Annotated in this window: 20 protein-coding genes; 13 read left to right on the forward strand and 7 right to left on the reverse strand. The window is 64.3% G+C overall.

Annotated features, from left to right (window positions below):
* The first annotated feature begins 78 nt into the window (after nt 1–78).
* From G8O24_RS24815 to G8O24_RS24840, 6 genes are all read left to right on the forward strand, one after another.
* The gene (locus G8O24_RS24815) at nt 79–738 is read left to right on the forward strand and encodes an acyl-homoserine-lactone synthase (RefSeq protein WP_188103941.1); all 660 of its coding nucleotides are present in this window, start codon (nt 79–81) and stop codon (nt 736–738) included.
* A gap of 1 nt (nt 739) precedes the next feature.
* Nucleotides 740–958, forward strand: a complete 219-nt coding sequence (locus tag G8O24_RS24820; RefSeq protein ID WP_188103943.1) for a hypothetical protein — start codon at nt 740–742, stop codon at nt 956–958.
* Between the two features lie 323 nt (nt 959–1281).
* Entirely contained in the window at nt 1282–2199 is a 918-nt protein-coding gene (locus G8O24_RS24825) for a branched-chain amino acid ABC transporter permease (protein ID WP_188103945.1), read from the forward strand.
* Nucleotides 2200–2212: 13 nt separating this feature from the next.
* A complete protein-coding gene (locus G8O24_RS24830; RefSeq protein WP_188103947.1) occupies nt 2213–3157 on the forward strand; it encodes a branched-chain amino acid ABC transporter permease in 945 nt (314 codons plus the stop codon).
* Complete coding sequence (locus G8O24_RS24835; protein WP_188103949.1) at nt 3150–3917, forward strand: ABC transporter ATP-binding protein; 768 nt, start codon at nt 3150–3152, stop codon at nt 3915–3917. The genes G8O24_RS24830 and G8O24_RS24835 overlap by 8 nt, the downstream gene beginning before the upstream one ends.
* A complete protein-coding gene (locus G8O24_RS24840; protein WP_244645985.1) occupies nt 3910–4638 on the forward strand; it encodes an ABC transporter ATP-binding protein in 729 nt (242 codons plus the stop codon). The genes G8O24_RS24835 and G8O24_RS24840 overlap by 8 nt, the downstream gene beginning before the upstream one ends.
* A 108-nt stretch (nt 4639–4746) precedes the next feature.
* Here G8O24_RS24840 and G8O24_RS24845 read toward each other — a convergent pair whose 3' ends face one another.
* Complete coding sequence (locus G8O24_RS24845) at nt 4747–5100, reverse strand: hypothetical protein (protein ID WP_188104049.1); 354 nt, start codon at nt 5098–5100, stop codon at nt 4747–4749.
* A 445-nt stretch (nt 5101–5545) separates the two neighbouring features.
* Between G8O24_RS24845 and G8O24_RS24850 the strand changes: the two genes are divergently transcribed.
* Together G8O24_RS24850 and G8O24_RS24855 are read left to right on the forward strand one after the other, a co-directional pair.
* Complete coding sequence (locus tag G8O24_RS24850) at nt 5546–5959, forward strand: MarR family winged helix-turn-helix transcriptional regulator (RefSeq protein ID WP_244645986.1); 414 nt, start codon at nt 5546–5548, stop codon at nt 5957–5959.
* A 3-nt stretch (nt 5960–5962) separates the two neighbouring features.
* Nucleotides 5963–7414, forward strand: a complete 1452-nt coding sequence (locus tag G8O24_RS24855) for an MFS transporter (protein WP_202988774.1) — start codon at nt 5963–5965, stop codon at nt 7412–7414.
* On the opposite strand, the gene G8O24_RS24860 is transcribed toward G8O24_RS24855, so the two are convergent.
* Together G8O24_RS24860 and G8O24_RS24865 are read right to left on the reverse strand one after the other, a co-directional pair.
* Complete coding sequence (locus tag G8O24_RS24860) at nt 7415–8851, reverse strand: glutamine synthetase family protein (protein ID WP_188103953.1); 1437 nt, start codon at nt 8849–8851, stop codon at nt 7415–7417.
* 169 nt (nt 8852–9020) lie between these two features.
* Complete coding sequence (locus G8O24_RS24865; protein ID WP_188103955.1) at nt 9021–10379, reverse strand: aromatic ring-hydroxylating dioxygenase subunit alpha; 1359 nt, start codon at nt 10377–10379, stop codon at nt 9021–9023.
* A gap of 114 nt (nt 10380–10493) precedes the next feature.
* Here G8O24_RS24865 and G8O24_RS24870 point away from each other — a divergent pair, with 114 nt between their 5' ends.
* A complete protein-coding gene (locus G8O24_RS24870) occupies nt 10494–11279 on the forward strand; it encodes an IclR family transcriptional regulator domain-containing protein (RefSeq protein ID WP_188103957.1) in 786 nt (261 codons plus the stop codon).
* 6 nt (nt 11280–11285) lie between these two features.
* Here G8O24_RS24870 and G8O24_RS24875 read toward each other — a convergent pair whose 3' ends face one another.
* The gene (locus tag G8O24_RS24875; protein WP_188103959.1) at nt 11286–11678 is read right to left on the reverse strand and encodes a group II truncated hemoglobin; all 393 of its coding nucleotides are present in this window, start codon (nt 11676–11678) and stop codon (nt 11286–11288) included.
* Nucleotides 11679–11680: 2 nt separating this feature from the next.
* Entirely contained in the window at nt 11681–12589 is a 909-nt protein-coding gene (locus tag G8O24_RS24880; RefSeq protein WP_188103961.1) for a helix-turn-helix transcriptional regulator, read from the reverse strand.
* A gap of 121 nt (nt 12590–12710) precedes the next feature.
* Here G8O24_RS24880 and G8O24_RS24885 point away from each other — a divergent pair, with 121 nt between their 5' ends.
* The 4 genes from G8O24_RS24885 to boxB all read left to right on the forward strand — a co-directional run bounded on the left by G8O24_RS24885 (nt 12711) and on the right by boxB (nt 18469).
* A complete protein-coding gene (locus tag G8O24_RS24885; RefSeq protein ID WP_188103963.1) occupies nt 12711–14252 on the forward strand; it encodes a benzoate-CoA ligase family protein in 1542 nt (513 codons plus the stop codon).
* A 116-nt stretch (nt 14253–14368) separates the two neighbouring features.
* Nucleotides 14369–15181 (forward strand): alpha/beta fold hydrolase, encoded by an 813-nt coding sequence (locus G8O24_RS24890; protein ID WP_188103965.1) that lies wholly within the window; start codon nt 14369–14371, stop codon nt 15179–15181.
* Between the two features lie 135 nt (nt 15182–15316).
* Nucleotides 15317–17005, forward strand: a complete 1689-nt coding sequence (gene boxC, locus G8O24_RS24895) for a 2,3-epoxybenzoyl-CoA dihydrolase (protein WP_188103967.1) — start codon at nt 15317–15319, stop codon at nt 17003–17005.
* Between the two features lie 12 nt (nt 17006–17017).
* On the forward strand, nt 17018–18469 hold the full coding sequence (boxB, locus tag G8O24_RS24900) for a benzoyl-CoA 2,3-epoxidase subunit BoxB (RefSeq protein ID WP_188103969.1): 1452 nt from the start codon (nt 17018–17020) through the stop codon (nt 18467–18469).
* A gap of 187 nt (nt 18470–18656) precedes the next feature.
* On the opposite strand, the gene G8O24_RS24905 is transcribed toward boxB, so the two are convergent.
* A complete protein-coding gene (locus G8O24_RS24905) occupies nt 18657–19457 on the reverse strand; it encodes an SDR family oxidoreductase (RefSeq protein WP_188103971.1) in 801 nt (266 codons plus the stop codon).
* A gap of 102 nt (nt 19458–19559) precedes the next feature.
* The gene (locus tag G8O24_RS24910; RefSeq protein ID WP_188103973.1) at nt 19560–20618 is read right to left on the reverse strand and encodes a polysaccharide deacetylase family protein; all 1059 of its coding nucleotides are present in this window, start codon (nt 20616–20618) and stop codon (nt 19560–19562) included.
* Nucleotides 20619–20772: the final 154 nt, after the last annotated feature.

Here is a 20772-nt window from a genome sequence, read left to right on the forward strand (position 1 = left end):
GCCTACTGGGAAATTTCCCAATAGTCGATCTGTCCGTTTTCGCTGAGGCTGCCCCTATTTCAAACTAAGGGGGACCTCATGATTCATGTCATTTCTGCCGTCAATCGGCACCTCTATGAAGACGTTCTCGAGCAGCATTTCCGCATCCGTCACGAGATTTTCGTCGAAGAGCGGAAATGGGAGGGACTGCGCAAGCCCGACAGCCGCGAGATCGACGCCTACGATAATGAGGATGCGATCTATCTGCTGGCTCTCGAGAATCGCCGCGTGCTGGGTGGCTCCCGCCTGTATCCGACCACCAAGCCGACCATGATCAGCGAGGTGTTTCCCCATCTTGCTGCGGTGCGGGGGTGTCCTGCTGACCCACAGATCTGGGAATGGTCACGCTTCTTCGTCACGCGCGAGCGCCGCGATGGCGCGTTCAACCTACAACTGATGGCGGCGGCGCAGGAGTTCTGCCTCGATCAGGGCATCGAGCGGCTCTCTCTGGTGATGGAAACATGGTGGCTGCCCCGTTTCCACGACATCGGCTTCGTCGTCACCCCACTGGGATTGCCGGCGTTGATCGAGAACTCCTGGACCATGGCCGCGACCATCGAGGTCCGCCAGGAATCGCTCAACGTCGTCCGCGACCGTATCGGGATGAAGAGCGTCGTCCATCAAGACGGACCGCGTCTCGATTGCATCGCCCGTGCCAACCTCTGCGGCCGCACCGCCGCGCAACGAAAGAGCGCCTGAGATGTCGAACCTGATGCGAGACAGCCAGATCATGGCGCAAACCAAGGACGAGAATCTCGGCTACATGTCCGACATGGCGCTCGAGCTGGCGCAGATGGCCGAAGACACCGGACTGGCGACGCTGGCTTATTTGTTCCGAATGGCGGCGCTGGAGGCCTCGACGGCCAACAGTGAGCTCAACGAGCCGGACAATCTCCTGCGCCAGGTCACGTCGCACTAGACGGATCGATCGTTCATTCCCGTTCGCACGCATCCTCTCCCCGACAACGGGGGGAGGGTCATCGTCTGGGTGCGACAGGCTGCCCCACCCTGCGCGGCAGCGTTCTTGCAACGCGGCACTCCAAGGCTGGCTTCGCAAGGCCAGTTCGATCGCATGCATCGGCATGCAACAAAGTGCATGTCCTGCGCGGAATCACTCTTGCCTCGGAACGATACTGCCATTACCCATTTTTCCGCCTCGAGGAGAGGCAGGGGGAGCTCTTTGACTGATGGCGACTGTGTTCGAACATCGGCGCGTGTCCGCGTGCGCCTGAGAGAGTTCTGATGCTGCTCGTCGTCGAACAGTTCCTGAACGGATTGCAGTTCGGCCTGCTGCTGTTTCTGCTTGCCGCCGGCCTGACGCTGGTGTTCGGGATCATGGATCTCGTCAACCTCGCGCACGGCTCGCTCTACATGATGGGGGCCTATTTCGCCGCGACCTTCGCGGCGTGGACCGGCAGCTTCCTGCTCGGCGCGCTGCTGGCGTTAGGGGCGACGCTCGTGCTCGGCATCGTGCTGGAGATGAGCGCGCTGCGGCATCTCTACGGCCGCGACCATCTCGATCATGTGCTCGCGACCTTCGGCCTGATCCTGTTCTTCAACGAAGCGGTGCGGCTGATCTGGGGGCCGGCCGGTCTCGCATTGCCGCTGCCGGCCTGGCTCACCGTGCCGGTGCCGATCCTGCCCGGCATTCACTATCCCGCCTATCGCCTTGCGATCATCATCGTGGCGCTATTGGTGGCCCTCCTGCTCTATCTCGGCGTGATGCGCACCCGCATCGGCATGTTGATCCGCGCCGGCGCCTCCAACCGCGAGATGATCGGCGCGCTCGGCATCAACATCAAGCTGCTCTACACGCTGGTGTTCGGCCTTGGCGCGGCGCTCGCCGGTCTTGCCGGCCTGATGCAGGCGCCGATCCTCACCGTGCAAATCGGCATGGGTGAGAACATCCTGATCCTCGCTTTCGTCATCATCGTGATCGGCGGCATCGGCTCGATCCGGGGCGCCTTCCTGGCCGCGATCTTCGTCGGCATGATCGACACGCTCGGCCGCGCCTTCCTGCCCAATCTGCTGCGGCAGGTCTTGAGCGGCGCCGCTGCCTCCACCGCCGCGCCCGCACTGTCCTCCATGCTGATCTACCTGTTGATGGCGATCGTGCTGGTGGTGCGGCCGGAGGGGCTGTTTCCGGCCCATCGCCGATGAAGAGCCTGCGTCGATGAAGGGTTTGAGCGTGAGCAAGATCGTCACGGCCCTGATGCTGGCGGGCCTCGCGCTGCTGCCGCTCTATTCGTATCTGTCCGGCAATATCTTCATCCTGACGCTGTTCACCCGCATCGTGATCCTGGCGCTGGCAGCGGCCAGCCTCAACCTCATCATGGGCTTTGGCGGCATGATGAGCTTTGGCCACGCCGCCTATCTCGGCATCGGCGGCTATGCCGTGGGCATGCTCGCGCAGGAAGGCGTCGGCTCCGGCTGGATTCAGTTTCCGGTCGCGCTCGCGGCTTCCGCTACTTACGCGCTCGTGATCGGCGCGCTGTCGTTGCGTACCCGCGGCGTCTATTTCATCATGATCACGCTCGCTTTCGCGCAGATGGCCTATTACGTCGCCTCGGGTCTGGCGCGCTATGGCGGCGATGACGGACTCACCGTCTACAAGCGCAGCGATTTCTCCGGCCTGATCAACCTGGGCAACCGTACGCAGTTCTATTATCTCTGCCTGGCCTGCCTGTTCGGCGTGATCTTCCTGATCTGGCGTATCGTCAATTCGCGCTTCGGTCTCGTCGTGCAGGGCCTGCGCTCCAACGAGCAGCGCATGCAGGCGATCGGCTTTCCGGCCAAGCGCTACCAGCTGGTCTGCTTCGTCATCTCAGGGACGATGTGCGGCCTCGCCGGCGCGCTGCTCGCCAACAACACCGATTTCGTCAGCCCCGCCGTGATGTACTGGACCCGCTCCGGTGACCTCATGGTGATGGTGATCCTGGGTGGGATGGGCACGCTGTTCGGCCCGGTCATGGGCGCGGTGGTCTATCTGCTGCTGGAAGAGGTCCTGTCGCAGATCACCGAATATTGGGCGTTGATCATGGGCCCGCTGCTGCTGTTGATCGTGCTGTTTGGCCGTGGCGGCATCATGGGCCTGCTCGGGAGGGTCGGTCGTGGCTGAACCTCTGCTCCGCGTCGAAAAGCTGGTGCGTCGCTTCGGCGGCATCACCGCGACCGACAATGTCTCGCTCGACGTCGCGGCGGGAGAGCTGCACGCCATCATCGGCCCGAACGGCGCCGGCAAGACCACGCTGATCAGCCAGCTGACCGGACATCTCGCGCCGCACGCGGGAAGCGTCTCGCTGGGTGGCCGCGATATCACTTACCTGCCGGCCTATCGCCGCTGCGCGCTGGGCCTCGCCCGCTCGTTCCAGATCACCTCGCTGCTGCTCGACTTCACCGCCGCCGACAATGTCGCACTGGCGGCGCAGGCGCATGCTGGCACCTCGTTCCGCTTCTTCGCCAATGCGCGCAAGGAGAAGGGCCTCCGCGATGCCGCGCATGCCGCGCTCGATCGCGTCGGTCTTGCCCATCGCGCCGATGTGCTGGTGTCGAAGCTGAGCCATGGCGAGCGGCGCCAGGTCGAGCTCGCGGTCGCACTCGCCAGCAAACCGAAGATACTGCTGCTCGACGAGCCGATGGCCGGTCTCGGCGTCACCGAATCCCAGGGCATGGTAAAACTCCTGCAGGAGCTGCGCAAGGAGGTCTCGATCGTGCTGGTCGAGCACGACATGCCGGCGGTGTTCGCGCTGGCCGACCGCATTTCGGTGCTGGTCTATGGCCGCGTCATCGCCTCCGGCGATCCCGACGCGATCCGCGCCAACGAGGACGTCAAGCGCGCCTATCTCGGCGACCAGCATGTGGTGACACACCATGGCTGAAGCAACGATGGCTGACACCCTGCTCGACGTCGACGGCATCGAGACCTGCTACGGCCTCAGCCAGGTGCTGTTCGGCCTGTCGCTGTCGATCAAGCCGGGCGAGATGGTCTCGCTGATGGGCCGCAACGGCATGGGCAAGACCACGACCATCCGCTCGATCATGGGGCTGACGCCGGCACGATCGGGCGCGATCCGCTTTGCGGGCACGGACGTGCGGCAATTGCCGTCGTACCGGATCGCCAAGCTCGGCATCGGGCTCGTGCCCGAGGGGCGCCAGATCTTCCCGAACCTCACCGTGCGCGAAAATCTCGTCGCCGCCGCCGCCGATCGCTTCGGCAGCGCCAATCCCTGGACGCTCGCTGCGATCTACGTTCTGTTCCCGCGGCTCGCCGAGCGCGCCGCCAATATGGGCAACCAGCTTTCCGGCGGCGAACAGCAGATGCTTGCCATCGGCCGCGCCTTGATGACCAATCCGAAGCTCTTGATCCTCGATGAAGCCACCGAAGGCCTCGCGCCGCTGATCCGCGAAGAGATCTGGAACTGCCTGTCGTTGCTGAAGAGCCGCGGCCAATCGATTTTGGTCGTCGACAAGAACGTCGACCACCTCGCCCGGATCTGCGATCGCCATTTCATCATCGAGCGCGGCAAGACGGTGTGGAGCGGCACGTCGGACCAGCTGATGGCCGAGCCGGATCTGCAACACAAATATTTGGGGATTTAGCCCTCGCTCTCCACGTCATTGCGAGCGTAACGAAGCAATCCAGAATCTCTCCGCGGTGGCAGTCTGGATTGTTTCGCTACGCGCGCAATGAGGAAAGAGCGACGGCTCTCACCAATAAATCCCGTGCCGATGCAACTCGCGGATTACGCGTGCTTCGGTAGACGGCTCGTGATGCTTCGGCTTGGACGTCTCGGCAATCGGCCGAGCGAGCGTCGCGACCGGCGCGGTAGCGGTTTGCGTTGGCGTGGCCGGAAGCGTTGGAGCCGGCGTGGTCGTCGCCGTCTGCACATTTGCGGGCGGCGCCTCGGTCGGAGCCTGCGTGGCCTGCGGCGGAGCCGTCGTCGCCGGCTGCTCGGCCGCCTGGCTCGCATTGGTCGCGGCAAGGCTCAGGCTCCGCGAACCGCCGGCATAAGCCTGGCTCGCCAACAGCGACAATGTCGCGATCAGGATCAGCTTGCGCATGAAAATCCCCTTCATTCGGTCAATCCGTCTGACCTGACTTGCGGGCCGTCAGCGGGCGAGACGGTGTGTGCCGATTTCGATCAGGGTGGTCCGGCAGGACAGGCGATAGATCAGACTGAACAATTGACCCAACATGATCGAACTCCATTGTTGATCATGGACACGTACGCTAGCCCCCGCATCTTTCCGGGGTTTTTCGAGGAGTGCGGAAAATGGCTTCATCCGGCCGCGTCTCGATGTCGTCGGACGGGGCGCGGCGAAACCGCCTCACGGGGGTGTGAGACGTGAGTGAAATACGCCCGTTGACGCTTCCAAATTATCGGGATATCCCTTCTATCAGAATATCGGGATATCCCGATAATGGGGCGTGATGGCTGAGCAAGAGCTGCCTGTTGTCGAACGAAACCGTTGTAACTGCGCGGCCTTGCGCAAGGCATCGCGGCACATGACGCTGTTCTACGACGCTGCCCTGGAGCCCTCGGGCCTCCGTTCCACGCAATACGCCCTTCTCACCGAAATCCATCGCCGCGGCGACGCTCCGCCGTCGATTGGCGACCTCGCCGAGGCGCTGGTGATCGACCAGTCCACCATCGGCCAGAACCTGCGCCCGCTCCAGCGCGACGGTCTGGTCACGCTAGAGCGCGATGAGGTCGATCGTCGGAGCCGCCTGGTCAAGCTGACACGGGCGGGGCGCACGCGCCTTGCCGATGCGCGGCCGCTCTGGCTCGCGGCGCAGGAGACATTCGAAAATGGGTTCGGCAAGCGTGCTGCCGCCGAGCTGCGAAACGTTCTCGCCGGCATCGCCGGCGATCCCTCGCTGACGGTCGACCGCACCAGAACTCCGACGGAAAAGGCATAGTCCATGAACAGTCTCGACCGCGGCGCCTTTGTGCGCGCGATGCCGCTTGACGACCTCGCGCAGCCGCCAAAGCCCCGCAAGGCGACATCGCCGAACATGGTTCTGGCAATCGTCTGCGTCGGCATCTGCCTTGCCAATCTCGACCTCTTCATCGTCAATGTCGCGCTGCCCAGCATCGGGCAGGAATTCAAGGGCGCTTCGCTCGACGACATGTCGTGGGTGCTGAACGGCTACGCCATCGCCTATGCAGCGCTGCTGGTGTTCTTCGGCCGGCTGGCCGAGCGCCACCGCCGCAATCTCAGCTTCCTGCTGGGCGTCGGCCTCTTCACCGTCGCCTCCGCGGCGTGCGCTGCCGCCAACAATGTCGCGATTCTCACCGCGTTCCGTCTCGTACAGGCCGCTGGCGCCGCGCTGATGACGCCGACCTCGCTCGGTCTGTTGCTGGCGGTGTTCGCGCCGGAGAAGCGCGGCGGCGCGGTGCGGACCTGGACGGCGATCGGCGGCCTCGCCGCAGCGCTCGGACCGGTCGTCGGCGGTGTGCTGGTCGCCGTCAACTGGCGCTGGATCTTCTTCGTCAACGTGCCGATCGGCCTCATTGCCCTGGTGATCGGCTGGTGGAAGCTTCCGGAGATCGAGGGCCATGACGCACCCCGCCCGAGATTCCTCGACGCTTTGCTGGTGACGGCCGGCATCGGCGCGCTCGTCTTCGCCATCGTCAAGGTCAGCGATTGGGGCCTGCGCGCGCCGGCGATCGGCTACAGCTTTGCGGCCGCCGCGATCCTGCTGGCGGTGTTCGTCTGGCGCTGCTTCCGCCTCGAAAATCCCTTCATCGATCTGGCGCTGTTTCGCAATAGTCCATTCACCGGCGCCGCTCTGGTGATGGCGCCCTATTCGGCCGCCTTCGGCGCCATGCTGCTTTCCGTCGCGCTGTGGGAGCAGACGGCCTGGGGCTGGTCGGCGTTGCAGACGGGCCTCGCGATCGCGCCGGGACCGCTGATGGTGCCGATCACCTCGCTGCTGTTCGCCGGGCGCCTGATCGCGCGGTTCGGCGCCGCGCCGGTCGTCACCGCAGGAATCGTGGTGTTCGCGGCCGGTCTGGTCGCCTGGGCAACCCTGATCGGGCCCGAGCCGCATCCGGCCTTTGTGATCCTCGGCATGATCCCGACCGGCATCGGCGTCGGATTGACGTTCCCGACCTTGATGGGCGTCAGCGCCGCCAGCCTGCCACCTTCGTCATTCGCGACCGGCTCCGGCGTGATCAACATGATCCGTCAGGCCGCGCTTGCGGTCGGCGTCGCGATCTTCGTCGCCATCATCGGCTCGCCGTCGACGCTGCCGGAGCGCCTCGTGGCGTTCCAGCGCGGATGGTGGGTGATGGTCGCGATCGTCGCGCTTGGTCTCGTGCCGACCTATCTGTACCTCAGGCAGAAGCCCAAGGCGCCTTCGGCCCCGTGATCAGAAAATCTCGAAATATTCGCGGTGCTCCCAATCGGTCACCTCCGACAGGAAGCGGTCGATCTCGGCGTTCTTGATATGGGTGTAATAGTCGACGAACTCGGCGCCGAACTTGTCGCGGAAGAACGGGTCGTCCTTCAGCGCCGAGACCGCGTCGCGCAGCGATTTCGGCAGCAGCGGCGCCTTGGTCTCGTAGGGCGTGTCGGCGGAGGGGCCGGGATCGAGCTTGCGGTCGACGCCATCGAGGCCCGAGAGGATCTGCGCGGCCATATAGAGGTAGGGATTGGCTGCGGGTTCACCGACGCGGTTTTCGAGGCGCGTCGCGGCATCGCCTGCGCCGCCGAGCACGCGGATCATCACGCCTCTGTTGTCGCGGCCCCAGATCGCGCGGTCCGGCGCCAGCGAATAGGAGCGGTAGCGCTTGTAGCCGTTGATGGTCGGGGTGGTGAACATTGTCGCTGCGCGGGCGTGGTCCAGCAGCCCGGCAAGATAGGCGCGCCCGAACTCGCTGAGCGGCTGGCCGGTCTCCCTGGCCATGAACAGATTGTCGCCGCTCGCGCGCGAGACGATCGATTGATGCAGGTGCCAGCCGCTGGCGAACACATTCGGCAGTTTCGGCCGGCACATGAAGGTGGCGTGATAGCCGTGCCGGCGCGCAATCTGCTTCACGGCCGAGCGGAACAGCACCATGTTGTCGGCCGGCTCCAGGCCCTTCCTGGGCGCGAAGGTGAATTCGCACTGGCTCGGTCCGAACTCGACCTCGACCGAGCGCAGGGGCAGCCCGAGCGCGACGATGTCGCGGCGCAGGATCTCCAGCACCGGCTCCATCTGATCGAAGCGCTGCTCGGTGAGATATTGATAGCCATGGCTGAGCAGGCTCACCGAGGGCGGCGTGCCGGGCTGGCCGGCGTCCTCGGGGCGCATATGCGGATCGTCCAGCTTGAAAATGTGGAATTCGACCTCGAGCCCCGCGACGAAATCGTGGCCGCGGCCAGCAAGCTCATCAAGCACCTTGCGATAGAGCCCGCGCGTCGCGAACGGCACCGGGCGGCCGTCGCCAAAATAGAGATCGCACAGCACCCAGCCCGTCGTCGGCGCCCAGGGCAGCACGCGAAACGTGGTGGGATCAGCGACCATCAGCACGTCGGCCGCGCCTTCCATCTCTTTCATGCCGAAGCCGCCGCCCGACGTGAACACCGGAAATACCGTGCGGTGCGAGGTGTCCTTGGCGAGCATGGTGGTGGTGATGGAGCAGCCGCTTTCCAGCGCTGCGATCGCTTCCGAGGCGATGATGGTCTTGCCGCGCAGGATGCCGTGCTGATCGGGGAAGGCGAGGCGGATGACCTCGAGGTTCTTGTCCTCGACGATGCGGCGCATCCGCGCTGCCGCGTCCGCCTGCTCATCCGACCACAGCGCATGACGCGCGACGAAAGTCACCTCATCTACTCCTCAATCACCGCTGTCCGACATGTGCAAGACACCTGCCACATTCTCCGTCATTGCGAGGAGCTCTTGCGACGAAGCAATCCAGAATCTTTCCGCGGATGCATTCCTGGCTTGCTTCGCTGCGCTCGCAATGACGGTGGAGAGACCGGTACCAAGGCCATCACTCCGCCGCCGTCAGCCGATGCACGTTATCGGCGATCTCCTTCGGCACCGGCGCGGTCCACGGCGCGCCGCGGCGGCGCTTGACGTCGACTTCCATCCAATAGGTCTCCCAGCCGCGCGTCGGCCCGATCCCGTCCATGGTTGCCGGGCCCTGGATGCTGCGCGCGTTGGCCTCGTCCAGAAACAGCATCGGCTTCTCGCCGCCCTGGACCTTCTCGATCTCCTGCCGCAGCAGCCGGCGATATTGCACGATTGCCTTGTCGCTCGAGCCGAGATGCTCCTTGGTGCGGTCCTGGATCGCGCCCATCGATTCCACCGCCCACTGGTCGTGGACGTTGATGTCGTTGCCCATGCCGGTATAGGTCGCGGTCTGCTGCTCGTGCGGATCGAAGCCGTAATCGTTGGCTTTGTTCTTGCGCGAGATGTAATCCGGCAATTCGTAGAGTTCGAGCCGCTGGTCGCGCATCCTCTTCTTGTCGACGGGCGTCGTGTAGCTGGTGAAGATCGCGTACCAGTAGCAGTTCTCGTCATCGACGGGCACGTGCCACTGCGTGATCGTCATCTCCGTGCTCATGGGAATGACGAAGCCGTGCGGGAACAGCTGGTTGGTAACGCGTACATGAGTGCGCTCCGCATCGATCTCGCGCAGCGCGATCAGCCGCAGGCCGTATTCGGTGTGCTCGACATTGATGATCGGGCGGTCGTATTCGCGCAAAATCTTCGTCATCGGCAGGTCGCTTCCGGCGGAAGCGCCGCGGAATTGCTTGCCGTAAGCGGTCGAGGTGTCTTCGTCCTCGAAGAAGCGATGCAGATAGGAGGCGTGCGCGGGATCGATGCCGACTTCGAGCGCCTGCAGCCAATTGCAGGCCATGTGGCCCTTGAACGCGAAGGTGTGCGTCCCGGGCGCGACGAAGCAATCGATCTCCGGAAAGGCCGGCGGCTCGCCTTCACCGAGATAAGCCCAGAGGATGCCGCTCTTCTCCACCACCGGATAGGAGCGCTGGCGGATGTTCTGGCAGAGCTTTGAATCCTTCGGCTCGGCTGGCGTCTCGATGCACTGGCCTGATGCGTCGAACAGCCAGCCATGGAAGGCGCAGCGCAGGCCGCCGTGCTCGAGCCGTCCGAAGGCAAGGTCTGCGCCGCGATGCGCGCAATGACGGTCGATCAGGCCATAGCGTCCTTTCTCATCGCGAAACAGCACCAGATTCTCGCCGAGCAGTTTGACGGGACGAATCGGCCGTGCACCTTCCAGTTCATCGACCAGGGCCGCCGGCTGCCAGTAGCTCCGCATCAGCTTGCCGCAGGGGTCCTTAGGCCCGGTGCGGGTGATCAGATCGTTCTGCTCCTGGCTCATCATGGCGGTCGCGTCCTTTTCTGGAGAGCGGTTTTGTTCGCCTATTGAACGAATGGGCGAATTATGACATGCCTTGAAGCAGCGGCAAGCACTATTTTGCAAGGACCTTCCCGAGCCATGCCCAAGCTGAAGCGGAACGAGCCCGACGAGCGCGCGACGGATTTTGTCGAAGCGCTCGATCGCGGCCTGAGGCTGCTGCAATGCTTCGGCATCAATGCAGGCCCGATGACGCTCAGCGATCTGGCCCGCGCCGCCGAGCTGCCGCGTGCCACCGCGCGGCGCATGCTGTTCACGCTCCAGCGCGGCGGCTACGTCAGTGGCGACGGAAAGCTGTTCTCGCTGACGCCGCATGTGCTGACGCTGGCGGCCTCGTACCTGCGCTCCAACCAGCTCGTCGCGGTGCTGCAGCCCGTGCTCGATCGCACCGCGACCGCGGCCAACGAAATCGCCTCGCTCGCGGTGCTCGACGGCGACGACGTGGTGTTCGTCGCCCGCAGCAGCCCGGCGCGGATGTTCTCCGGCGGGTTGGAGATCGGCTACCGGCTGCCGGCATTCTGCACGTCGGTCGGCCGCGCCATGCTGGGCCAGCTGGGCGATGGCGATCTGCTCGTGCGCCTCGAGGCGATGAAGCGCGAAACGCTGACGCCGCAGACGGTGACCGATCCCAGGGCGCTGCTCGCGCGCATCACCGCCGACCGCGCCCAGGGCTATTCGCTGGTTGACCGCGAAGCCGAGCCGCATTTCCGTTCGATTTCGGTGCCGGTGCGCCGGTACGACGATGTGATCGTCGCTGCCATCAACATGGGCGCCCATGTCGACCGCGTGCCGGCGCAGGAACTGATCGACCGCTTCCTGCCGCTGCTGCGCGAGGGCGCGGAGGCGGTGCGATCGCAATTGTTGTGAGTGGTGCTAGCGGTTGCGCATCCAGTCGGCGAGGCCGGATATCGCCTTGTCGAGGTCCTGCCGCGCGGCGCCATCAGTGACCGTCTCCTCCATCGCGCCGCGCATGCACTTTAGCCACGCATCGCGTTCGGCGTCTCCGATGGCAAAGCCGATATGCCGCTGGCGCAGCCGCGGATGGCCCTTCTCGGGAGTGTAGAGCTTCGGGCCGCCGGTCCATTCGGTGAGATAACGCTTGAGCACGTCGCGGATCAGGCCGAGATCGTCCGCATGCATGGCGCGAATGATCTTCGCCTCCGGCAACGTGTCCATGCGGTCGTAGAAACGGTCGACGAGGGCGTCGATCGTGGCACGGCCGCCGATCCGCTCGAACATCGTGATGGTGACGTCGCCGGAGGCCATTTCTACAGCGCCACGCTCCGCAGCCCAAAGCTGCGCGCTTCGTTCTGCAGCACCGGCCGTACCGCGTCGATCAGCCGCGCGGCCGCAGCGTCGATGGAAAGGCCGGCGGTATCCACCACCGCCGTCGCGCGCGAATAGAGCGGCTCGCGGCTGAGCAGGATGTTGCGCAGCTCCGCCATCGCGGAGCGATCATCCGCCATCGGACGCAGGTCGCCCTGGCGGCGAACGCGGGCCATGTGCTCTTCAGGCTCGGCCTTCAGCCAGATCGTGTAGAACGAGGTCAGGATCTGGTCGAAGGTCAAAGGCTCGGAGACGATGCCGCCGCCGGTCGCCAGCACCATCAGCTCGTTGCGTGCCAGCAGCTGTTGCAGCGCCGCCTGCTCCATGCGCCTAAAACCTTCCTGGCCGTAGAGCGCGATGATCTCGGCGACCGAGAGGCCGTTCTGCTGTTCGACCTCCTTGTTGAGCTCGACAAAGCTCCAGCCGATCTTCTTCGCCAGCATCCGGCCGAGCGTCGATTTGCCGGCGCCGCGCAGGCCGATCAGCGCGATGCCGCAGAACGGCGCACGTCGCGGCGCGGTGGCGCTGCCCCCGGCCAGCACATCCTTGGCCTGCGCGATCTGCGCCGGCGTCGCCTTGCGCAAGAGGTCGCGAAACATCTGCCAGTCCGGCGTCGGATCAGGTGAAGGCAACAGATCTTCGAGATGCGCGCCCATCGCGTCGGAGACGCGGCGCAGCAGCACGATGGAGACATTGCCCTTGCCGCTCTCGAGCTGCGCGATGTAGCGCTCCGAAATCCCCGATACCTTGGCGAGCACCTTGCGCGACATGCCGCGCAGCGCGCGCATGGTGCGCACGCGCTGGCCGAGCTGTTCGAGAAAGCGGGATTCGGCGTCGGGACTGTCGGTCATGAGCCTTCTTTACAGGTGTCCTGCGGCGCGTTTTAATGAAACATAGTGCCAGATAGCATTGACAGCAAGCTGTCGCAGTGTCTTTCTATGAATTATAATTCTAAATTCGGGGGAAACGACCGTGAGCGAGGGATCCTACAACGCGGTGACCTGGCTGCTCGACCGTAACGTCGAGCAAGGGAGAGGCAACAAGCTCGCCTTCGACGACACCGTCTCGCGGCTCACCTATGGCGAGCTCCAGCGCGAGAGCCGCCGTGCGGCGAACATGCTGCGCCGGCTCGGCGTCCGCCGCGAGGAGCGCGTGGCGATGATCATGCTCGATACGGTCGATTTCCCGATCGTATTCCTGGGCGCGATCCGCGCCGGCATCGTGCCGGTGCCGCTCAACACGCTGCTGACCGCGGATCAATACGCCTACATCCTCGCCGACTGCCGCGCGCGCGTGCTGTTCGTGTCCGAAGCGCTTTATCCCGTCATTAGGGACGTCGTCGGCCGCATGCCTGATCTCGAGCATGTCGTGGTTTCCGGCACCAAGCAGAACGGCCACAAGCAACTCGCGGAAGAGATCACAGGCGAGAGCGACCAGTTCACGACCGCCGCGACGCATCCGGACGAGCCCGCGTTCTGGCTCTATTCGTCCGGCTCGACCGGCATGCCCAAGGGCGTGCGCCACATCCATTCGAATTTGCAGGCGACCGCCGACACCTACGCCAGGCAGGTACTCGGGATCCGCGAGAGCGACGTCTGCCTCTCCGCGGCAAAACTGTTCTTCGCCTACGGTCTCGGCAATGCGCTGACCTTCCCGATGTCGGTCGGCGCCAGCGTGATCCTCAACAGCGAGCGGCCGACGCCGGCGCGCATGTTCGACCTGATGAACCGCTACAATCCGTCGATCTTCTATGGCGTGCCAACGCTGTTCGCGGCGATGCTCAACGACGAGGCGATGAAGAGCGAGCGCGCCGGCAAGGCCTTGCGCATCTGCACCTCGGCCGGCGAGGCGCTTCCCGAGTCCGTCGGCAACAGCTGGAAGGCGCGGTTCGGCGTTGACATTCTCGACGGCGTCGGTTCGACCGAGCTGTTGCACATCTTCCTGTCGAACGCGCCCGGCGACATCAAATACGGCTCCTCCGGCAAACCGGTGCCGGGCTATGCGGTGCGGCTCGTCAACGAGGCCGGGCAGGAGGTTGCTGTCGGGGAGGTCGGCGAGCTCCTGGTTGATGCGCCCTCGGCTGGCGAGGGTTATTGGAATCAGCGCCACAAGAGCCGCCGCACGTTTGAGGGCCCGTGGACCCGCACCGGCGACAAATATGTCCGCGACACCGAGGGGCGCTACACGTTCTGCGGCCGTGCCGATGACATGTTCAAGGTCTCGGGCATCTGGGTCTCGCCCTTCGAGGTCGAGAGCGCGCTGATCACGCATCCCGCGGTGCTGGAGGCCGCCGTCGTACCCGAGGCCGATCCGGAAGGCCTGTTGAAGCCGAAGGCCTTTGTCGTGCTGCGCCCGGGTGCGAAGCCGACGGACTTGCAGGAGATGCTCAAGGAGCACGTCAAGCAGAAGATCGGCCCGTGGAAATATCCGCGCTGGATCGACGTGGTGGATTCGCTGCCCAAGACCGCGACCGGAAAGATCCAGCGGTTCAAGCTGCGGGAAGGGGCGAACTAGCAACGGCTCGTCATGGCCGGGCTTGTCCCGGCCATCCACGTGCCACAGCAATCGAGGAAAGACGTGGATGCCCGGGTCAAGCCCGGGCATGACGATGGAGAGAGAAGAGCGCAATCATGACCAACCTCGCCCCCACCGGCCTCCTCAACATCGGCGCCGCCAGCCTCGAATATATCTGGCTGGCGCCGCAATCGGCCGACGCCCCCACCATCGTCATGCTGCATGAAGGCCTCGGCTCCGTCGGCCTGTGGGGTGACTTCCCGGAGAAGCTGCAGCAGGCGACCGGCGCCGGCATCTTCGCCTATTCGCGCGCGGGCTACGGTCAGTCGAGCCCCGTCACCCTGCCGCGTCCGCTCGACTACATGCAGCGCGAAGCGCTCGAAATGCTGCCGAAGGTCCTGGACTTGATTCCCTTCAAGCGCGGCCTGCTGCTCGGCCATTCAGACGGCGGCTCGATCGCGGCGATTTATGCCGGTTCACATCAGGATCATCGCCTGCAAGGCATCGCGCTGATCGCGCCCCACTTCATCGTCGAGGACATTTCTGTCAAATCAATCGCCGCGATCAAGACGACCTATGAGACCACCGACCTCAGGGCAAAGCTCGCGCGCTGGCACAAGGATGTCGATAACGCCTTCTATGGCTGGAACGGCGCCTGGCTCGATCCGAAATTCCGCGATTGGGACATCTCGGAATATCTCGCCTATATCCGCGTGCCGGTCATCGTGGTGCAAGGCGCGGATGACCAGTACGGGACGCTGCGCCAGGTCGAGATCGCGCAGGAGGAGTGTTACTGCCCGGTCGATCTGAAAATCATTCCCGGCGCCGGGCATTCCCCGCATCGTGAAGCGCCTGATGTGACGCTGGAGGCGATCGCGCAATTTGCAAAAGCCGCCCTGCGGGATGATCGCGGGCTTCAGGCGGCATAATCCCTCGGCGCCTGTGCGAGTGGTTATCCGGATGAAGCAAAGTGCATACAAAGCCCAGATATGGGCTAGACGTGCAGGAGTAGATGCACTATTGTGCATCTAACGTTAAAACCAAGACGAGCTCAAGGGTGGCCCATGGCCGGGGAAGATCGGCGCCTCGCAGGCGGCGCGACATTCATCGATTTCCAGACCGAACCGTCCCGCTACAAGCATTGGAAGCTGGCGGTCGATGATGACGTCGCGACGCTGACCATGGACGTCGACGAGAATGGCGGCCTGTTCGAGGGCTATCTGCTCAAGCTCAATTCCTACGATCTCGGCGTCGACATCGAGCTCGCCGACGCGATCCAGCGGCTGCGCTTCGAGCATCCCGAAGTAAAGGTGGTGGTGATGCGCTCGGCCAAGAACCGCGTGTTCTGCGCCGGTGCCAACATCCGCATGCTCGCCGGCTCGACCCACGCCCACAAGGTCAATTTCTGCAAGTTCACCAATGAGACCCGCAACGGCATGGAGGATTCGTCCCAGCATTCCGGCCAGCGCTTCATCACGGTCGTGAACGGGTCCGCCGCCGGCGGCGGCTATGAGCTGGCGCTCGCCACCGACCACATCATCCTCGCCGATGACGGCGCGTCCGCTGTCGCGCTGCCGGAAGTGCCGCTGCTCGCGGTACTGCCGGGCACCGGCGGCCTCACCCGCGTCGTCGACAAGCGCAAGGTGCGCCGCGACCACGCTGACTTTTTCTGCACCATCGAGGAAGGCGTGAAGGGCAAGCGCGCCGTGCAGTGGCGCCTGGTCGACGAGATCGCGCCGAACTCCAAGCTCGAGGCCAGGATCGCCGAGCGCGCCAGGGAGTTCGCCGGCAAATCGAAGCGCGCCGGCAGCGGCAAGGGTGTCGCACTGACCCCGCTCAAGCGCGTGATCGACGAAACCAGCCTCCGCTACGGCTTCGTCAGCGTCGACATCGATCGCGCCGCCCGCATCGCCACGATCTCGATCAAGGCGCCGGAGACCGCGCCGCCTGCCGACATCGACGGCATGATGGCGCAGGGCGCGTCGTTCTGGCCGCTGCAAGTGGCGCGCGAGCTCGACGATGCCATCCTGCATTTGCGCATCAACGAGCTCGAAATCGCGATGCTCGTGTTCAAGAGCCATGGCGAGCGCGCTCATGTGCTTGCATCCGACGCCTTCCTCGAAGCCAACAAGTCGCATTGGCTGGTCAACGAGATCAGGCATTATTGGAAGCGCGTCTTGAAGCGCATCGACGTCACCTCGCGCACGCTAGTGACGCTGGTCGAGCCCGGCTCCTGCTTTGCCGGCACGCTGGCCGAGCTCGTCTTCGCCGCCGACCGCTCCTACATGCTGATCGGGACGCGCCAGGGCGATAATCGCCCGCCGCCGTCGATCGAACTCTCCGCGATGAATTTCGGCCCCTATCCGATGAGCCATGGTCTGACGCGGCTGGAGTCGCGCTTCCAGGCCGATCCTGCCGATGTCGAGCGCGCAGAAGCAACGCTCGGCACTGCGCTCGATGCCGAGCAGGCGGAAGAACTCGGCCTCGTCACCTTCGCCCTCGACGACATCGACTGGGACGATGAGGTTCGCGTGTTTCTCGAGGAGCGCGCCAGCTTCTCGCCCGACAGTCTCACTGGCATGGAAGCGAGCCTGCGCTTCGTCGGTCCCGAGACGATGGAATCAAAGATCTTCGCGCGCCTGACCGCCTGGCAGAACTGGATCTTCCAGCGCCCGAACGCGGTCGGCGAGGAAGGCGCGTTGCGCCGCTACGGCAGCGGCCAGAAGCCGAAATTCGATATGACCCGAGTTTAGGGAGAAGCGGCCATGAACATGAACATCATGAACGTCGACTACTCGACCAAGATTCCGAACAACGTCAATCTCGCCGAAGACCGCCAGGTGCTCAAGGCGCTGGAAGGCTGGCATCCCGGCTACATGGACTGGTGGAGCGACATGGGCCCGGAAGGCTTCCAGGAATCGCTGGTGTACTTGCGCACCGCCTATTCCGTCGATCCGCGCGGCTGGGCCAAGTTCGACTATGTCCGCATGCCCGAATATCGCTGGGGCATTCTGCTTGCGCCGCAGGAAGAAAATCGCGCCGTGCCGTTCGGCGAGCACTATGGTGAGCCGGCCTGGCAGGAGGTCCCGGGCGAGCATCGCGCCATGCTGCGCCGCCTGATCGTGATCCAGGGCGACACCGAGCCTGCATCCGTCGAGCAGCAGCGCCATCTGGGCAAGACCGCGCCCTCGCTCTACGACATGCGCAATTTGTTCCAGGTCAATGTCGAGGAAGGTCGCCATCTCTGGGCGATGGTCTATCTGCTGCAGAAATATTTCGGCCGCGACGGCCGCGAGGAAGCCGACGATCTGCTCCGCCGCCGCTCCGGCGATGCGGATGCGCCGCGCATGCTGGGCGCCTTCAACGAGGCGACGCCGGACTGGCTGTCCTTCTTCATGTTCACCTACTTCACCGACCGCGATGGCAAGATGCAGCTGCACAGCCTTGCGCAATCCGGCTTCGATCCGCTGTCACGCACCTGCCGCTTCATGCTGACCGAAGAAGCGCACCACATGTTCGTCGGCGAGACCGGCATCACCCGCGTCGTGCAGCGCACCTGCGATGCGATGAAGGCGGCGGGCATCACCGATCCGACCGACATCGCGAAAGTGCGCGCGCTCGGCGTCATCGATCTGCCGACCATCCAGAAGAAGCTGAACCTGCACTACACGCTGTCGCTCGACCTGTTCGGCTCGGAGGTCTCGACCAACGCGGCCAACGCCTTCAACGCCGGCATCAAGGGCCGCTATCACGAGACCCAGATCGAGGACGATCACCAGCTCAAGAATTCGACCTATCCGGTGCTCAAGCTGATCAATGGTGAGATCAAGCTGGTCGACGAGCCGGCGCTGACCGCGCTCAACATGCGCCTGCGCGACGATTACAGCCAGGATTGCGTCAAGGGCATGCTGCGCTGGAACAAGGTGATCTCGAGCGCCGGCTACGATTTCAAGCTGGCCCTGCCCAACGTCGCCTTCCACCGGCACATCGGCGAGTTCAAGGACGTGCATGCGACTCCCGACGGCATTCTGATCGACGACGCCACCTGGGCAAAGCGCAGGGACGATTGGCTGCCCTCGGCCAGCGACGGCGACTTCATCACCTCCCTGATGCAGCCCGTCACCGAGGTCGGCCAGTTCGCCTCCTGGATCTCGCCGCCGAAGGTCGGCATCGACAACAAGCCGGGCGATTTCGAATACGTGAAGATCGAGTCGTAAGGGCGCGACGCTGCTCCCACTCCGCTGTCGTCCCGGCGAAGGCCGGGACCTATAATCACAGGAAGTAGTTTGGCGAAGATTTGCCGTTCGGTATTTCTACCGATCGCAATCGATGGATTCCGCGGTATGGGTCCCGGCCTGCGCCGGGACTACACCGGAGTTTGAGGCGGCTGCGCTACCCCGGCGCCTACCCCGCGATCTCCAGCCCGGCATTCGCGTACACCACGCCGCCATCGACTGCGATGGTGTTGCCCACTACGTAATCCCCCGCGCGCGATGCGAGATAGATCGCGACGCCCGCCATGTCCTCGTCGGTGCCGATGCGCCGCGACGGAATCCGTTTCGCCACCTCGTCCGAATGGTCGCGCGCGGCGCGGTTCATGTCGGATTTGAACGCGCCCGGCGCGATCGCGGTGACGTTGATGTTGTCCTTGATCAGTTTGGTCGCCATGCGCCGCGTCAGATGGATCACCGCGGCCTTGCTCGCGGCATAGGAATAGGTCTCGCTCGGATTGACGAAGATGCCGTCGACCGAGGCGATGTTGATGACCTTGGCGGGCCGCTCGTGCGAGGCGGCCGCGCGCAGCGGCTTGGCCAGCGCCTTGGTCAGGAAGAACAGCGATTTGACGTTGAGGTCCATCACCTTGTCCCAGCCGCTTTCGGGGAATTCGTCGAACTCCGCGCCCCAGGCCGCGCCGGCATTGTTGACGAGGATGTCGAGCTTGGGCTCCAGCTTGATGATTTCGCCGGCGAGCTTGTTGCAGCCTTCGACCGTCGAGATGTCGATCGGCAGCGCGATGCACTCGCCGTCATATTGCGCCGATAGCTCCTTCGCGGTGGCTTCGCAGGGACCGGCCTTGCGCGCGGTGATGTAGACCTTCGCGGCTCCGGCACCGAGGAATCCGGCCGCGATCATCTTGCCGATGCCGCGCGAGCCGCCTGTCACGAGAGCGATACGGCCTTTGAGTGAAAACAGATCGTTGGACATGGTGCCTCCCTTGACGCGTCCCCTGGGTTGGCGACGTTTTGAGCGCCGGGGGGAGGGGAGTCAAGGAATGGTGGGAGGGGGGTCTGACAGCTGTGGGTGAGGCTACGCTGCCGCGATCCGGCGAAAGCCGTTCCACATCGCGGTCGCGGCGCCCGAGGTCAGCACCGGCAGGATGCGCGCATCCTGGTAATTTCCGTTGAGCGAAACGCGCGGCAGCGCGGTCATGTGGCCGGCGTTCTCGGCAAACAGCATGCCGGGCCGTGTCGTCACCGCGGTCTTGAAGCCGGCGGATGCGGCCAGCGCGAATTCGCGCGTCCCTGCCGCTTCGCGGTCACCATAGGGATAAGCGAGATGCAGCACCTCGCGTTCCAGTGCATGCTCGATCCGGAGCCGGCTCGCGGCCATCTCCTGCGCGGCGATCTCCTCGCTCTGCCTGGCGAGATTGCAATGGCTGATGGTGTGGGCGCCGATCGTAACAAGCGGATCGGCGGCAAGCCGTTTCAGCTCGTCCCAGGACAGGCAGAGGCTGCGGCACAGCGCTTCCATGTCGACACCATGCGCGGCGCAGAGCGCTTCGATCTCGCGCTTCAAATCGTGTTCGCCCGGTAGTGCGCGCAGCCAGTCGTGCAGGCGATCGAACGCCGCCTGCTTTGCAACGGGCGTCGTCGCATCGAGCCGCAGCGCGGAATCGCCGATTCTGACCTCGATCCGTTCGGCCTTGGCGATCACGGCCTCCAGCGCCGTCCACCACAGCCGCCCGGTGCCTTCGGCGAAGTCGCTGGCGACGTAGATGGTCGCGGGCGCGTCGAATTCGCGCAGCACCGGCAGGGCATGATCCCTGTTGTCGCGATAGCCGTCGTCGAGGGTGAAGGCCGCGAAGCGGCGGCCGAAGCGGCCCTGGACCAGCCGCTCGTGCAGTTCGTCCATGCTGACGATATCGATCTCCCGCGAGCGCAAATGGCACAGGGCCACGCGCAGGAAGTCCGGGGTGACCTCCAGATGCCGGTTCGGCTGGAACGCGCCCTCACGGGCCGGCCGGACATGGTGCAGCATGAAGATGGCGCCGACGCCCGACAGCAGCGGACGTAGCAGATGATGCGCCCCGCTGAAGTAAAGTGCACCCAGCCCGGCGCGAATGACGTTGTTACGGAGTTGTCTCATGACCGGCCGGCCGCCCCTGGGCATTCCGCCCCCAACTTAAGGAATGACCCTTGAAGAAAAAGTTATTCCAATTGTCCACGAGCGGTCCCCGAAAGGGCCCCATTTCCGGTTTGACAGCCTGCCAAGGGTTTGTTTTGTCTCCGGTTCCAGAGTT

Origin of the sequence: Bradyrhizobium campsiandrae (assembly GCF_014529705.1) — a bacterium.
Classification (GTDB): Bacteria; Pseudomonadota; Alphaproteobacteria; order Rhizobiales; family Xanthobacteraceae; genus Bradyrhizobium; species Bradyrhizobium campsiandrae.

What these genes read in the sequence shown, in the direction of transcription:
- boxB (WP_188103969.1), top strand. Translation starts at nt 17,018, where the DNA reads ATGAACATGAACATCATGAACGTCGACTACTCGACCAAGATTCCGAAC.
- G8O24_RS24865 (WP_188103955.1), bottom strand. Translation starts at nt 10,379, where the DNA reads ATGATGAGCCAGGAGCAGAACGATCTGATCACCCGCACCGGGCCTAAG.
- G8O24_RS24845 (WP_188104049.1), bottom strand. Translation starts at nt 5,100, where the DNA reads ATGCGCAAGCTGATCCTGATCGCGACATTGTCGCTGTTGGCGAGCCAG.
- G8O24_RS24840 (WP_244645985.1), top strand. Translation starts at nt 3,910, where the DNA reads ATGGCTGAAGCAACGATGGCTGACACCCTGCTCGACGTCGACGGCATC.
- G8O24_RS24855 (WP_202988774.1), top strand. Translation starts at nt 5,963, where the DNA reads ATGAACAGTCTCGACCGCGGCGCCTTTGTGCGCGCGATGCCGCTTGAC.
- G8O24_RS24850 (WP_244645986.1), top strand. Translation starts at nt 5,546, where the DNA reads ATGACGCTGTTCTACGACGCTGCCCTGGAGCCCTCGGGCCTCCGTTCC.
- G8O24_RS24890 (WP_188103965.1), top strand. Translation starts at nt 14,369, where the DNA reads ATGACCAACCTCGCCCCCACCGGCCTCCTCAACATCGGCGCCGCCAGC.
- G8O24_RS24825 (WP_188103945.1), top strand. Translation starts at nt 1,282, where the DNA reads ATGCTGCTCGTCGTCGAACAGTTCCTGAACGGATTGCAGTTCGGCCTG.
- G8O24_RS24820 (WP_188103943.1), top strand. Translation starts at nt 740, where the DNA reads ATGTCGAACCTGATGCGAGACAGCCAGATCATGGCGCAAACCAAGGAC.
- G8O24_RS24910 (WP_188103973.1), bottom strand. Translation starts at nt 20,618, where the DNA reads ATGAGACAACTCCGTAACAACGTCATTCGCGCCGGGCTGGGTGCACTT.
- G8O24_RS24830 (WP_188103947.1), top strand. Translation starts at nt 2,213, where the DNA reads ATGAAGGGTTTGAGCGTGAGCAAGATCGTCACGGCCCTGATGCTGGCG.
- G8O24_RS24880 (WP_188103961.1), bottom strand. Translation starts at nt 12,589, where the DNA reads ATGACCGACAGTCCCGACGCCGAATCCCGCTTTCTCGAACAGCTCGGC.
- G8O24_RS24870 (WP_188103957.1), top strand. Translation starts at nt 10,494, where the DNA reads ATGCCCAAGCTGAAGCGGAACGAGCCCGACGAGCGCGCGACGGATTTT.
- G8O24_RS24815 (WP_188103941.1), top strand. Translation starts at nt 79, where the DNA reads ATGATTCATGTCATTTCTGCCGTCAATCGGCACCTCTATGAAGACGTT.
- G8O24_RS24875 (WP_188103959.1), bottom strand. Translation starts at nt 11,678, where the DNA reads ATGGCCTCCGGCGACGTCACCATCACGATGTTCGAGCGGATCGGCGGC.
- G8O24_RS24905 (WP_188103971.1), bottom strand. Translation starts at nt 19,457, where the DNA reads ATGTCCAACGATCTGTTTTCACTCAAAGGCCGTATCGCTCTCGTGACA.
- boxC (WP_188103967.1), top strand. Translation starts at nt 15,317, where the DNA reads ATGGCCGGGGAAGATCGGCGCCTCGCAGGCGGCGCGACATTCATCGAT.